This window comes from Paenibacillus sp. AGC31 (genome assembly GCF_057334655.1).
Genome location: NZ_JBHFJH010000028.1, coordinates 391,741 through 406,459, shown reverse-complemented (window position 1 = coordinate 406,459; position 14,719 = coordinate 391,741). Strand labels below are relative to the sequence as shown.

Below are 14,719 nucleotides of genomic sequence, written 5' to 3'. Positions count from 1 at the left end.
TGCCCAATACGACCCGGTCCAACAGCCTATTTTCTCCCTCTAAAAAGATGATTTCTCCAATTTCTCCGGTGTTCCAACCCTTTCCATAGCGAAAACCGGCGTGTTTATCTGCCATTCTTGCATGGAAATAGTTTCAAGCCCAGCAAGAAGTACAATGCCGATCCCATGGGTATCATTCAGATTCCAACCCAGTTCATGCTTGTAATAGTGATTCGTGAAGGAGTAGCTGGAGCCACGACATACACTGTATACATTGCCTCTTTTATCAATTGTGCGCTCCGAAATCCCCTTCCACCCTTGATACGCCGCTTGTGCATAGGGTTTCGGATCCAAAAGCCAGCCCTTTCGCACCCCTCGGGCATACGCATAGATGAACATGGAGGTACAGGATGTTTCCTCATACGACTCCGGGTCCGTTAATACCTGATGCCACAGTCCGTTTCTGCCCTGCAATGCCAAGTACCCTTCACACAATTCCCTGTAGAACTGAATGAGAACTGTATAGGATGGATGCTCTTGAGGAAGGGCCGTCAGCAGCTCCGATATAGAGAACAACACCCAGCCGTTGCCCCGACCCCACGGGGTCCGTGTTGGCTCACCTCGCTCCACATCGAATACATGGGACATGATTTGACGCTCTGGAATATACAGATACTTTTTATACAAAAGAACCTGTCTTGCCGCTTCATCCAGCAGCTTATCGTCACCCGACCATTCGGCGTATCTACACAGGAACGGGATGCTCATATACAGATCATCACACCACATCGTGTTATCCATTGATCTGGAGACACCAATCTTGCGGTATAAAGTGCCATCTTCCAGACGGGACTGTTGATGCAAAATATAGTCAGCGATATGAGCTGCCGTCTCTGAAACGCCGTCCAACTTGCGTTCCCGATCGGCAAACAGCATGGTGGCGCCGAAAGATCCACAGTCGTCCAGGCTGTCGATATGGGAGAGCTGATTATTCAGCCCAGCTGCACCATAACGCTCTCTGTCCCATAAGGAGTAGCTGAAACGTGAAGAGGCAAATTCAATGTGATTCAGCACGTAATCTCGAATATCCGATCGCTGACCTGCTTTGCCGAGCTGAAGCAATCCGTATAATGTGACGCCTAGGGGATAGTTCCATCGGCCGAACCATTCATTTTCCAGAAATGGACGTACCTCTCCGTCTGGCAACTCTGTTCGCCAGTATACGTCTTCACCTGTTCCGCTACGAGCAGTCCGCTTCATCTTCTGGCAGGAAGCCAGATCAATCTCCTGTTCCGCTTGAAAAGAACCCAGGTACAGCCACTTGCCTCTGTGCCCTTTCACATCCAGTGCGGGTGTCAACATCTCATCTGTAGTTGCATCCATACGGAATCCCCAATCCCGGTCTCCACATACACAGTTCGCTGTCAGATCTTGCGCGGCAGCAGACAATGGCAGTTCCAAGCAAAAGCGTCCGGCCTGCTCTTGGTGGAATACCACCTTACCCTCCACCGAGAATTCAATCGGGCTGTAAGCCTCACCAGAGATTAGCACAGTCTCCTTGCCACATTTCGTACCACTTATCTTCGTCCATGCATACGCAGACATGCCACGGGTCAGTCCATACATCCGTGCCAACTGTCCATAAGGCGATGCCTTCTCGGGGGCTTCCTCCCGTGGCAACCAGTTAACGCCAGTGGCCTTCTCTCGCATGGGGCCAGAAGGAATTTCCGACAACGGAAAATCCAACGGCTCGCTGTAGAGCCAGCCTTCTTCCCCATCTCGTTCGAGCGAAGGCACAATGAAGTGGAGTGGTTTGTTCTTCCGGGAGCCAGTGCCAAACTGGCCACCTACCCCCTTTTCCCCTAATTTGAATTCAAGAACGAAATGATTCCAGCCTCTGACCATTCCACATTTCAGTTTCAGAACAGGTATAGCTGGATATTCCTCTTCAGGTGCAGAACCGTAGATCAGCACACCATTATGATATAGCCTAACAGGTCCGAAGCAGGTGATATGAAAAATAAATTCCTGATCACTGTCACTCCACAGTTTGGCCCATGCATAGACCTGTTGTCCTCTCTGCATGTCGGGGAATAGATCCTCCAATGGAAAATCATAGCGGTGATCATTGGACTTGCGCACAAGTCCTGGCCTACTCACTCTGTAGACCGGGGGATGCGGAGGATTGGCTCCAATATATCTTCCCGCAATGCTCATCAGGGCGTGCATAACGTCTTCACCACTGTGATAAGCCATGCTCTCCTCCGGTTCAAAATACACAGCTCTGCTCATGTCACTTCTCCCTCCCTTTGTGCGTGGGCACTCTGCTGTTCCAACCACCAAGCACTTCGTCTATGGAAATAGGCCGATGCTCTTCCACAGATCGCCACACTGCTTCTCCAGCGGCAACGGAATAAGCGCCGTCTTCAGCGCCAGACAGAATTCGGTAAGGGCGTCTCTTATCTTCGCCGAGGAAAATATCCTCCAGCAGCAGTGGATCTCCTCCTCCATGTCCGCCTTCACGATGAACAACATGGATCGTTTCTTTTGAACCAAAGAGCGGAAAGTAATCGATCGTCTGGACGGGTGTGGGAAAAGGCGTCCGGGCCGGCATGTGATACTCCAATGTTTCTAGCCTGCCCTTCGTGCCATTTACCGCCAAACGGTACCCTTCGTATGGAAGTGAGAAATTGACCGAATAACTCATCAGCGCGCCGCCGCTATATTTCACGGTTGCGGCATACGTGTCTTCAATCTCAATGGTGGAATCGAAGATACACTGGTCGGGACGGTATGAAGTGTAGGGAAACTCCTGCTGGCTTGCTGTACCGAGTTGGTTCAGATGGTCATCCGGTACCCGAATCTGACGACTCCGGGACGTCCAGCGGGAATAATAGGCGCAATCTTCTGAGACATGGCATGTACGGCAATGTCTTCCGTCCTCCTGTGCCGGATTCCATTCGCCTTCAGCCCCGTAATAGTTCAGTGCTCCATAGGCAAAAACTTCAACTGGCTTTTGATTGATCCACCACTGGACCAGATCAAAATGGTGAGTACTTTTATGGACCGACAGACCGCCCGAGAATGCCCGTTCACGGTTCCACCGTTTAAAATAACTGGAGCCGTGATGGGTATCGATATACCAGTTAAGATCGATGGAAGTGACGCGACCGAGTTTCCCCTCCTGAATCAATTCCTTGATGCGCATGTGGATCGGCATGTACCGATAATTGAACGTTACGATGACGCTGCCCTTACTCCTTGCTTCTGCTTCAAGAATGCGTCTGGCATCAGCGCCTGTAGTCGTCATCGGCTTTTCGGTGATAACATCGAGATCCCGCTCCAACGCGGCAACAATATAGTGGGCATGAGTATCGTCCCTGCCAGCCACGATGATACAGTCAGGCCGAGTCTCATCGACCATGACCCCGAAATCCGAAGCGCCATATACCGATACTTCTGTGTGCTCAGGAAAACGGGTACGATAGACTTCAAACCGTGCAGGATCTCTATCCAGCAGGGCGACAACCTCTGAATTATGAGAGAACAGCTCATGAATTGGTTTTGCAAATTGTCCCAATGCTCTGCCGCTGACCCCACATAGGGCATATCTCTTTTTCATTTTCTCACCTTCTCATACCATTCCTGTACACGCTGGGTGACCACTTCGCCCCCGGAAGCATTCCATTTCTTCACATATTCATCATAAGCCTCGATTGGCAGCTCGCCGATGACAATCTTGGTCAATACCTCTTGAAACAACTTGTGAGACTGGATATCAGGAAAACCTTCATACACAGAGGCTGGCAGACCGTCACCCGCAATTTGCCGTGCATCGGCAGTACTGACTTCGAACATGTCTTTGACCATTTGCTGCTGATCTTCCGGATATGTCTCTTCAATTCGCTTATTCATGTCTTCTGCTGTAGTGAGATTCTTCATACCCAAGGCAAGCGGTTTGTTGTCAGCAGGTGGGAGAATGACTTTGCGTCCATCCTTGACTTCATGCTGCTCACCTTCAAGACCAAAGCGACCGAACTCATCATTTTCAGGATTATAGAAGAAGTCCAGCAGCTTCAGCGCATTTGGCGCATTATCCTGTTTGGTGGCTGGGATCATCCATTCCGGTTCACCCATGCTCTTCTGGGTGACAAAAGCTTCAAACCCTGCGGCTTTGGGTAACGGCATCGCTGCAATGTAGGCATCTGGTGCCTGGGTCAGCATCGCATTGTACCGATCTCGCACATTTGCAGGCAAATGGTACCAGCTGCCTACGAGGTTATTATTGATTTTGGCCTGCCACACTTCCCCTTTGTTCAGGAAGGTTTCATTGTCCAGCAGTTTTTCCACATATAACATGCGAATGAACTTGATTGCTTCCCGCATATTGTCGGTAGTTCCTGCGTACTGGATCTTTCCATCGTATTCATCCCATTCGGGATAACCTTCCCACATCGCTACCCCGTACATCGCAAACAAATGGTCCATCCATCTGCCGAATTCCCTGCCGCTTGTTGGCAGTTCATCCGGTTTGCCGTTGCCATTCGGGTCCTTGTCACGGAAAGCTGTGAGCAGCTCGACATAATCATCAGTGGTCTTTGGCATCTCCATGCCCACCTTATCCACCCAATCCTGACGAATTAACGGTGCACGTTCAGGCACAAGGAATACCTTGGGTACATAATAGATTTTGCCATCAGGGGAAGCAGAGCGAACGATATCCCAAGCTTCCTGAGGAATACTCTCCCACACATGGGGTGCATATTCAGGCAGGAGTTCATCCAGTGGTAACGCGCCTCCCTGCTGAATCAGTGTCTGCTCAATGCCTCCAATCGGACGCAGGATATCTGGCAGTTCATCGGAGGCAATCATCAGGTTCAAGTATTCGGATGGCTCCGAACCGGGAGGCGTTGTAATGAGCTCATACTGGACCCCCGTCTGTTCAGCAATGTATTTCACATGCGGATTATCCGCAGTTGGCAAGCTGCCAACGCCCATATGGCTTTTGAATACTTTGACTTTTACAGCTCCACCACTGCCTTCGCCGTTACCAACGTCATTTCCGGAACTTGTAGTAGTAGAGCCACAACCAGCGACCAACAGCATGGCTAGACTGAGCATTAGCGGCATCATCTTGCGACTCAGTTGTTTTCTCATGGAATCATCCCCCTGAACATGGTTTATTCTTTCAGTGATCCGAGCAATGAACCTTTCACAAAATACTTCTGTAGATAAGGATACACCAAAATAATGGGAACGCTTGCAAAAAGTATCGTCGCTGCCTTTAACGTGGTTGTATTGAAGTTGTAATCCCCAAGAAACATATTTACCTGGGCCAGTTCCTCCGGGCTGGTTAAATACGCTCGCAGCTTCATCTGCAAAGGCCAGAGCCCTGGATCACGTAGAAACAGTACCGCCCGCTGGAACGTGTTCCAGTATCCCACCGCATAGAACAGACTGACCGTAGCCAGAACCGGCTTGGATAGCGGCAAATAAATCTGAAACAGAATTCGGAAGTCATGGCAACCGTCGATTCGGGCCGTGTCATCAAGTTCTTTGGGCAAGCTCATGAAAAAGGTACGCAGAATGACCATATTAAATGTGCCAATTACACCAGGAATAATCAGGGACCAGATGGAATTCATCATGCCCAGCTCCCTCACCGTCAGAAAGAACGGAATCATCGGTGCATTGAAAATCATCGTAATTACGATGCCCAGCATCACTTGTTTGCGGATCATGAATTCTCTGCGCGATAACGGAAAAGCGGTCAACACTGAAAATAACATACTAAGCGCAGTACCCACTACCGTAATAAATACGGTTACACCAAACGATTGCCATAAGCCCGAGCTTTGTAGAATGTGTTTCCATGACGCGAAAGTAAAGCCAACGGGCCACAGAAATACTTCTTTGGAGTCTGCCGCAACCGGCGAACTCAGGGAAACCGCAAGCAGATGTAGCAATGGAAGGAGCATCGTAAAGGCCGCAAGTGTCAGGAAAATGTAGTTGGCGGTTTGGAACAGCTTTTCTCCAATCGTCTGCTTGATCATTACCACAACCCCTCTCCTGATTTTCTCGCAAGCCGATTGAAGACCCAGAGCAGAATGAAGCCAATCACCGACTGAAATAGACCAATCGCTGTTGTTACGCTATATTGCCCTTGCAGGACACCAGAGCGGTATACATACGTTTCAATGATATCCCCTACCGAGTAGGTCATCGGTGTCAGCAGGTTGTAGATCTGATCAAAGCCAAGTTCCAGGAAATTGCCGATATTCAGCAGGAACAGGGTTAAGATCGTCGGGAACAACGCAGGCAATGTAATGTAGATCGTTTGCTTCCAGCGATTTGCTCCATCCATCACAGCCGCTTCATATTGCGTGGGGTCAATGCCACTTACCGCAGCGAGGTATATAATCGTTCCCCAACCTACCTCTTTCCAGATGGAGGACAGGACAACAATAGGTCGGAAATATTGCTCCTGCTGCATATACAGGATCGGCTCGAACCCGAACCATCCACGGACAGCATTTACAAAACCACCCGAGGCTAGCACCTCAAACACGATCCCCCCGACAACAACCCAGGAGAGAAAATGAGGCAGATAAAACAGACTCTGCAAAAAGCGTTTGGCAAGCATTTTTCTCACTTCGTTGAACAATAGCGCTAGCAGAATGGGAGCAGGAAATCCGATCACCAGTTTGTATAAGGCAATCAGAGCTGTATTCCGAAGCACATGATAGAAATCCTGATACGTAAAAATAAACTTGAAGTTATCCAGGCCAACCCATGGGCTGCTCCATATGCCTTTCATAATCTGAAAGTTCTGAAATGCAATCACGCTTCCGCCAAGTGGAATGTACTTGAAAATAATATAGAACAAAATGCCGGGCAGGATCATGACATACAACATCCAGTGTTTTCGAATGTTACGCAGATAACTTGGTTTGACGGGTTTGTTGACTGTAACCCTGGGTTGCAACGTTGATGTTTCCGACAGCTCAGCCATACGATCGCGGGCCCCCTTTGACAGAATGATGGTGAATGACGAGCAGACTCCTCTGTTCACATGTTAAGGGAGAGCGGGGTCAGCAACAATCGTTCAATCAGCCATAGCATGAGCCAATCGCTTGCGTGACGCGGGTTTGCAGGATCGGTTCATTCACTGGCGGAATGGTTGGTACTACATTGGCAACAAAAAAAGGCCGCCAAAGGCGACCTCCTAATGATTCCAATGAAGTTACTCTCCCAGAAAGATTACTTCGGTTTCCAATTCAACTTGGAACGTATCATATACTTTCTTCTGAATAAATTGGATCAGATCCATATAATCCTGGGCAGTAGCGTGATCCACATTTACGATAAAACCTGCATGCTTCATGGAGATTTCAGCACCTCCAATGCGAGTGCCCTGCAAGTTGCAATCCTGAATCAGTTTCCCTGCAAAATGTCCCTCGGGTCGTTTAAATACACTTCCACAAGAGGGGAATTCAAGCGGCTGCTTGGATTCTCTCAGGAACGTTAATTCCTTCATTTTGCTCGCAATATCTTCCTTGTTTCCTTTTTTGAGCCCGAATTCGGCCTCCAGTATGATATAGTGATCCATTTTGAAGAGACTATTTCGATAACCAAACTTCATCTCCTCTCGCGGGATCTCCAACACTGTACCGTCTTTGGTGATCACAGTCGCACGTTCAACAACATCGGCGATCTGACCGCCATAAGCACCGGCATTCATGTAAAGTGCGCCCCCCGTGCTGCCGGGAATACCGCAAGCAAACTCCAAACCGGTCAAGCTATGCTCCAAAGCAAGCCTGGAGACATCAATGATATCAACGCCGCTCTGCGCAATCATGCTGTCCTCACTCACTTTAATTTGATCGAAGTGGCTAAGAGAAATCGTTACTCCCCGGATGCCCCCGTCTTTAATAATGACGTTTGAGCCTTTCCCAATAACCGTCAGAGGTAACTGATGTAAGTTGGCAATTTCCACGATTTTAGTGATTTCGTCTATCGTTGTTGGATGGATGAGAATATCTGCGTTGCCACCTATTTTAATAAACGTATGATTTTTTAGCGGTTCATTGAATTTCACTTTTTCCAAAGGTATCTGATGCTCAAAAATATTCATGATTTTCTCTCCCTGAATTCATAAAGAAATGATTGCACCATCGCGAAAATGAGATGCTCCTTCTTTATTATATGCTAAATAGGAGATTTTGTTTGAAATTATGTTGTTTTCATTATAATTAATCGTATTCTCTTTAGATTTTGAACTTTTCCGTGAGCTCCTGCATGGAAGCAAGCCGTTGCTTTGTTGCCGCAACTACATGATTATGAGAGTTCTATGTCTGTTTGAGTCAGCTTGGCCGATAGCTCCCATAAACGAATAGCTTGCTCAGGGTCGATAGCATACTTCTTGACCCCGTAGAAACCTCCATCCTCTGGAGCCATTTCACTGATGTCACAATCCTCGCAGTAGACACCGCCTTTTCCCTCAAGCTGAGGTGAAGTTGCTGCCCAGACTTGCGTTGCTGCCCCCTGCTCAGGTGTTTTGAACGCAGGGTTGGCCACTTGTCCAGATTCATCAATCCAGCCCAGAGCAATCATTTCCTCTTTTGGCATATGACGCTGTAGTGGTGTCATAATTCCGCCTGGATGAACGGAGAAAGCCCGTACTCCGTGCTCCGCACCTCGACGATCAAGCTCAACGCTGAATAAAATCGTTGCTGTTTTGGACTGTCCATAGGCAGGGAATTTCTCATAGCCATGTTCATATTGGATGTCATCCCAACGAATCGGTGAGAAATGATGTCCCGCTGATGCCAAGGAAACAACACGTGCTCCCCCCTGACTTGCAAGTGCTGGCCATAACAGATTAGTCAGGGCAAAGTGGCCCAGATGATTGGTTGCAAATTGAGCTTCCCAGCCAGGACCAACCCGCGTCTCCGGGCAAGCCATGATGCCCGCATTAAGAATCAGCATGTCAATGTTCCGATCACTCGCCAGAAACCGCTCGGCAAAAGCACGAACGCTGGATAAATCAGCGAGGTCCAATGCATCTATTTCAACACCTTCCAGACCAGAAAGTGTTTCCTTCGCAACCGCTGGACGACGCGCAGTCACCACTACACGGGCTCCCGCGTTAACAAGCGCACGTGTCGTCTCCAACCCGAGGCCGGAATATCCACCCGTTACAATAGCAAGCTGTCCTGACAAGTCCAGATCTCTCAATACATCCTCCGCTGTACTGTTATAGTTGAAGCCAGAGCCCATTTTATGTTGTAAAGTTCTAGTATTATTTTCCTGTGTCATTCTGTTCATCTCCTTTGGGATCGTTGCTGATGTTAGTCTACACCTTAGAGTGTGCTCTAAGTCAAATGGAAGTGAATATTTCATCTCGCAACTTCTCCATGCAATCTGCAAAAGTAAAAAAGCCGCCAGTTGGCGACTTTCGTTGAAAATATTATGGTCATCTAGTTACGAATCACCCTGAACGGTGGATAACGAAACAAGGACCGGGCTGGCGAAATCAGAGGCCTCTTCTCCTTTTGGATTATGAAGACGGAATAAAAACGCGTTCCCTTCTTCTGATTTCCAGACCATATAATCACTAATTCCTTCTTCACCTGAGGCCTGAAGATAGAGCTCGGCATAACCAAGCGGGTGTTCTACCAGTTCTCCACTATAATCGGATACCTTACCGGTTTTTTCTAATTCTTCTTTACCCGCTGTCTCCAATTCTGCCAGATTATAATCCGAAGGCAGTGGTTCAATATCCACATAATAGTCACCGTTACTAGTCAGTGACAGACGGCCTTGAGCAGCATCAAATGTGAATTTCTCGAATACGTACAAGGAAAATTCTCCTCCTTGTTGTAAGGTCGCCTCTAGTGATTGATTGCCATCTGCGGTCAACATTTCAAAACTTTCGGTCTGTGGACGCTTCGTTTCATTCGCTTCTTCTGTTCCACCTACTGGCGTTGATGGTTCCGGGATAGCCGAAGGTTCATTACTACCAGAGCAAGCTGCAAGTGTTAGAACTATAACGATTAACGAGATGCTCATCATAATAGAACGTGGTTGAATCATCAGGTTCATTCCTCCCTGTCTATATTCTGCGCTTACATGTTATTACCCATGGCAAAGACTCGGAACCCATAGGTCCAACCTATGAGTTTATCCATAATCAGTATTTCCCTTGATCCCTTCCAGTTTGTAAAATATGGAGAAAACATCAAGGAGTGATGAGCACATGGAATTCTCAGTAAAGCAGCTGTTTGATAAGGTAGCCCAAGATTATGATGTGCAGCGAAAGCAGCTTATCCCTTGTTTTGATGATTTTTATGGAATGGCTCTGAATCTAATGGAAAGCCCGCTCGATTCTCCACGTATTCTTGATCTGGGTGCAGGAACGGGACTGCTCTCCGGATTGGTCCTGCAAAAGTATCCCAACGCGCGATTAACCCTGATCGATATTAGTGATCAAATGCTCGAAGGGGCACGTCGAAGGTTTGCTGATGCTACACAAGTGCAGTATGTGGTCGGGGATTACTCCAAGTACGATTTCACCAGTTCCTACGATATGATTATCTCCTCCCTGTCTATTCACCATCTGACCCACGCTGACAAAAAAAAGGTGTTTGACTCTGTACATAAGCTGTTAGAACCAGGCGGATGCTTCATCAACGCAGATCAGGTTCAGGGAAGAACCCCCGATACGGACGCCTATTACCGCCAGCGCTGGTTAGAAGCGATTCAACAAAGTGGTTTGTCTGAGGAAGCCATCTTGGCTTCGATCGAAAGACGCAAGGTGGATATCAATGCCACGCTGGAGGATCAATTGATGTGGTTGGAGGAGGCGGGGTTTCGCGTGGCAGATTGCATGTACATATACTTGGACTTTGCAGTGTTTTATGCGCAAAAATAAAAAAGACCGGATTATGAGCAAGCCATGACGTAATCCGGTCTTCTCCCATATTTTTCATTCTGAATCACTTATTTCAGCGACGCTGGCAGCTTAACGCCGAGAAGTTTGCCTTCGGCTTGGATGATGATCATTCCGTTTGTCTTCAATGTCGTGTTATGCAGATCTCCCCCGGTAGCGACTCGAAAAGCTGACTGACCCGTCATCATGTTGAGGGCAAGCAGGGTGCCGTTACGTTGCGCTCGATACATTCCTTTACCGTAAACATCGATCTGAGAAACAGGAGCATCACCATGCCACTGAACCTCCTGACCATTAGCCAGCTTAATGCCTGTGAGTTCTCCCGTGTTGTCGTTTTTGAAGATCAACCTTTCCAGTGTAATGCCAAGCCACAACATATTTTCTCCGTAAGGGCGCTGAAACGTTCGAAGTGGCGCGGGACCCGGCTTGGTTGAAGTTAACGAATACTCCGCTATCTTATCCCCTTGTAAAATGTATAGTTTGTCTTTATTGGAAAATATCCCTCCATACCCATTCACATACGGTGGATCCCCCGGCATGGTCCACTTATACTCCTGACTTCCTTTCAACACACCGGTCTTCAAGTTGTACGCATTAACTTTCCATTTGCGTTCTGGTGAAGACTCGTCATTTTCCAACATCGAAGAATAGTAGTCCGCTGAGTATACAAGACCGTCTTTGATCTGAATAGCTTCCCCCTGACCAAAATGACCCCATAACTTCTTACCCGTTTTCTTGTCATATGCATTAAGCTGTAAGGATGTAAGTGCCCCTTGGACAAAAAAGGTTCTCAGCACCACACCATTAGATTCTCTCAGATACTCAGTACCTTGACCTTCGCCTAATGGTTCATCTGCTTCCCAGCGCAGTTTGCCTGACTGGATATCCAGTGCAAACGTTGTACTCCCCTTAATCACGTAGAGGGTATCTACCGTTGGAATCAGAGCTTCCGTACGGTTATACGTATCAATCCAGGTGGATGTGCCTGACTGCCATTTTGCTTTGCCTGTCTTCGCATTCAAGGCATATGGCTTGTGATCAATGGTCAGTCCGTAGAGAATCCCGCTTTGATAGGTAATATAAGGAGTCAGTTCTTTGCCGTAAGTCCACAACCGTTTACCTGTTGTCGCATCAAATGCAATCAGCTTTGATCCAGCAAACGTGAATACTTTTCCTTCTTCTGCGATGGCATTAACTCCAACATACGTCTCGTTCATATTCAGATAGTTATCTACTTTCGCTGTCCAAGAAGGTTTCAGTTCAGGTACAGTGATTCGTTGATACGAATACCAGTTACGGATGGATACATCCGATGCTTCAGCATGTGCCTGCGATGGCAACACGCCGATAACGCCGTGAACCATCAGCATTCCGGCAGTAAGGCCTGCAATGATGGGTCTTCCTGCTCTTTTTTTCCATTGCATAGTCATTTGACGTTTATGTCTATTGATCATAGATAGTGATTCCTCCAGTTGAAAAATTAGCCTGATATATAACTACATAAACATAACGCGTGGTGGGGCCAAATAGTTACCAGATTGTTAAATTATTCTAAAACTGAAATCAAAAAAAGCCGCCATACGGCGACTTTCTGAATACGACATTATTTATGTGACAAGTTACAAATGTGATTTTGTAACGCAGTCCCTACTTTACTTTAATTCAATCTGGAATACATCACCGGCATCCCCACCAAAAACGATAAAACCACTTTTCGGGAGCTTCGTCGATTCCTGATTGGTTGCTACAGAGAAGTCAACCATTTCCCCTTTATCATTATACACTGCATAACCTCCGGTCTTCGGAGAATCCACCGTGATGGATTTGTTACCCGATCGGGCATCGATCGCATACCACCGGGCTTGACCGTTTGCCGGAATAGTTGTAATTCCTTTCTTTCCACCAAAGATTGGAGTAATCGCATCCTCGGCAATGTATTCCTGCCCATCCTGGAGCATAATCTCGGCGCCATTCTTCGTGTAAAATTTCAGATCAAACGCGTCTCTTCCATTCATCACAGGAATCTCGGCGATATTCTCTGCGTTGTTCGCATCCATAATTTGCGTGCCATTAGCATAGCCATTTTTGGCATCAACGGAAAGGTTCTTGATCAGCATCGATGGAAGCAGATAAAAGATCGATGTTATTTTTTCATCCAACGCGTAATATTTCGAGCCGTCACGAGCTGTCCATTTCTCTTTTGTTGCTACATCCAGTGCATTATGATCCAGTTTTTGATAATCATACGTGTTCATTACCGTTTGGCCTATGCCGGGTAACGTAATCATGCCCTGAACTTTAACATACACCTTGTCATTACGTTCCTTCACAAAGCTAGCTTTTACACTGCCATCCGCACTTGTAAAATGTTCGTCGCCTGTGTACACATAGGTCTGCTCAGGAATAATTCCTCCCAGCAAGGCAGGCAGTTGCATCTCACCATCATTGATCTTTATGTCCAGCGTTGCACCTACCGTACCATACAGACCTGAGTAAGCATTCAACTTCGTCGGCATCTTCACTTTGACAGGTGGTGAGAATGTCTGATCAGGCTGAACATCGTCGATGATGCCCTGATCCTCCAGAACGTCCAGCAGCACTTTGCTGGCAAACATCTGATTGTAGACGGAAGATCCGCCAGAGGATAGAACCGCCATTGAAATATCATGTTCCGGTATGGTGATTAACACGGCATGATATAGCATGGTGTCTCCGCCCTTGGCAAGCGCGGTAATCCCATAATCGCTGAACGGTGCAAGGTCAACCGCGTCCCAGCCCAAGCCATAATTGATCGTATTTTGTTCATCTGATACCCATATGCCATTACGATATTCATGAGATTGCATGGCCTTCACAGCAGATTCGGACAGAATATCCGGTCTGTTCCCCATTAAAACCTCTCCGAATTGACTCAATTCTTCTGCGGTAGAGTACACTCCGCCGGTGCCGATAATGTTAGCATTTTCGGTAGGCATCTTCATCTCAAGTGTAGGCCAATAGGTTTCGGATAACTGTGCTCTGTCAAAGGAATCTAGTGGTGTCTTCGTTGATTCCAACTTCAACGGCTCGCTGATATACTTGGCGATATATTCGCTGTAGCTCAAACCACTCACCCGTTCAACCAGGATTTCAAGCAATTGAAAACCGTCATTGGCGTAGACGGAGTATGCGCCAGGTTTGGATTTCAGTTTTTCGGACTGAAGCTTGAGCAATAACTCATCATGATTGCGGGTGTCGTTATCGTCAAACAACATGCTGTTTCCATAATGTGTACCGTAAAGACCGGATGAATGATTCATCAACATGCGTGGTGTGATTTGAGTATATCGCGCATCTGCCATTTTAAATTCTTTGATATACGAAGTAAGCGGCTCATCAAGATCTACTTTACCGGAATCGACCAGCTTCATAGCGGCTGCTGTAACAACCATTTTGCTAACCGAGCCTATGCCATACATGCTATCCGTGTCTATTGGCTTCTGTGATGCCTTATCGTGCAATCCGACACTATCTGATAAAATATATTCCCCTTCATCCATGATCGCATATTGCACACTGGTGACACCGTAGGTTTGCACCATCTCCTTGGCGATCTGCTCCGCCCGTGCCTCAATCGTTGCACTGTTATTCACCTCTGCGCTGACAGATGTCAGCGGCGTAATTACAAGCACCGCTGTACATAAAAGACTAATTAATTTCTTCATCCTATGTCCTCCCTCAAATGTTCTTATGAATGAATTCATCATATCCGGGAAGAGACTGTTCGAACGCAAACGGACCCTGAATGGA

11 protein-coding genes are annotated in these 14,719 nt (G+C 47.4%); 1 reads left to right on the top strand and 10 read right to left on the bottom strand.

Features of this window, described 5'->3' with window-relative positions:
* Nucleotides 1-39: 39 nt before the first annotated feature.
* The 8 genes from ACE04G_RS16060 to ACE04G_RS16025 all read right to left on the bottom strand — a co-directional run bounded on the left by ACE04G_RS16060 (nt 40) and on the right by ACE04G_RS16025 (nt 10,074).
* Nucleotides 40-2,271 carry a glycoside hydrolase family 88/105 protein gene (locus tag ACE04G_RS16060; RefSeq protein ID WP_449004554.1) on the bottom strand — a complete coding sequence of 744 codons (2,232 nt, stop codon included), beginning with the start codon at nt 2,269-2,271 and terminating at the stop codon, nt 40-42.
* Between the two features lies 1 nt (nt 2,272).
* Nucleotides 2,273-3,601, bottom strand: a complete 1,329-nt coding sequence (locus ACE04G_RS16055) for a Gfo/Idh/MocA family protein (RefSeq protein WP_339308392.1) — start codon at nt 3,599-3,601, stop codon at nt 2,273-2,275.
* On the bottom strand, nt 3,598-5,136 hold the full coding sequence (locus tag ACE04G_RS16050) for an extracellular solute-binding protein (RefSeq protein WP_449004553.1): 1,539 nt from the start codon (nt 5,134-5,136) through the stop codon (nt 3,598-3,600). The genes ACE04G_RS16055 and ACE04G_RS16050 overlap by 4 nt, the downstream gene beginning before the upstream one ends.
* 23 nt (nt 5,137-5,159) lie before the next feature.
* A complete protein-coding gene (locus tag ACE04G_RS16045; RefSeq protein ID WP_083679484.1) occupies nt 5,160-6,029 on the bottom strand; it encodes a carbohydrate ABC transporter permease in 870 nt (289 codons plus the stop codon).
* A gap of 2 nt (nt 6,030-6,031) precedes the next feature.
* Nucleotides 6,032-6,991, bottom strand: a complete 960-nt coding sequence (locus ACE04G_RS16040) for an ABC transporter permease (RefSeq protein WP_221819409.1) — start codon at nt 6,989-6,991, stop codon at nt 6,032-6,034.
* Between the two features lie 231 nt (nt 6,992-7,222).
* Complete coding sequence (murB, locus tag ACE04G_RS16035) at nt 7,223-8,131, bottom strand: UDP-N-acetylmuramate dehydrogenase (RefSeq protein WP_373888062.1); 909 nt, start codon at nt 8,129-8,131, stop codon at nt 7,223-7,225.
* A 185-nt stretch (nt 8,132-8,316) separates the two neighbouring features.
* Nucleotides 8,317-9,297: an SDR family NAD(P)-dependent oxidoreductase gene (locus ACE04G_RS16030; RefSeq protein WP_449004552.1), complete on the bottom strand. Its 981-nt coding sequence runs from the start codon at nt 9,295-9,297 to the stop codon at nt 8,317-8,319.
* A gap of 165 nt (nt 9,298-9,462) precedes the next feature.
* On the bottom strand, nt 9,463-10,074 hold the full coding sequence (locus ACE04G_RS16025; protein WP_449004551.1) for a hypothetical protein: 612 nt from the start codon (nt 10,072-10,074) through the stop codon (nt 9,463-9,465).
* A 163-nt stretch (nt 10,075-10,237) separates the two neighbouring features.
* On the opposite strand from ACE04G_RS16025, the gene ACE04G_RS16020 reads away from it, so the two are divergent.
* Entirely contained in the window at nt 10,238-10,912 is a 675-nt protein-coding gene (locus tag ACE04G_RS16020; RefSeq protein WP_449004550.1) for a class I SAM-dependent methyltransferase, read from the top strand.
* Between the two features lie 68 nt (nt 10,913-10,980).
* Here ACE04G_RS16020 and ACE04G_RS16015 read toward each other — a convergent pair whose 3' ends face one another.
* Both ACE04G_RS16015 and ACE04G_RS16010 read right to left on the bottom strand, forming a co-directional pair.
* Nucleotides 10,981-12,384, bottom strand: coding sequence for an outer membrane protein assembly factor BamB family protein (locus ACE04G_RS16015; RefSeq protein WP_339308380.1), 1,404 nt, complete (start codon nt 12,382-12,384; stop codon nt 10,981-10,983).
* A gap of 198 nt (nt 12,385-12,582) precedes the next feature.
* A complete protein-coding gene (locus ACE04G_RS16010; protein WP_449004549.1) occupies nt 12,583-14,634 on the bottom strand; it encodes a serine hydrolase domain-containing protein in 2,052 nt (683 codons plus the stop codon).
* Nucleotides 14,635-14,719: the final 85 nt, after the last annotated feature.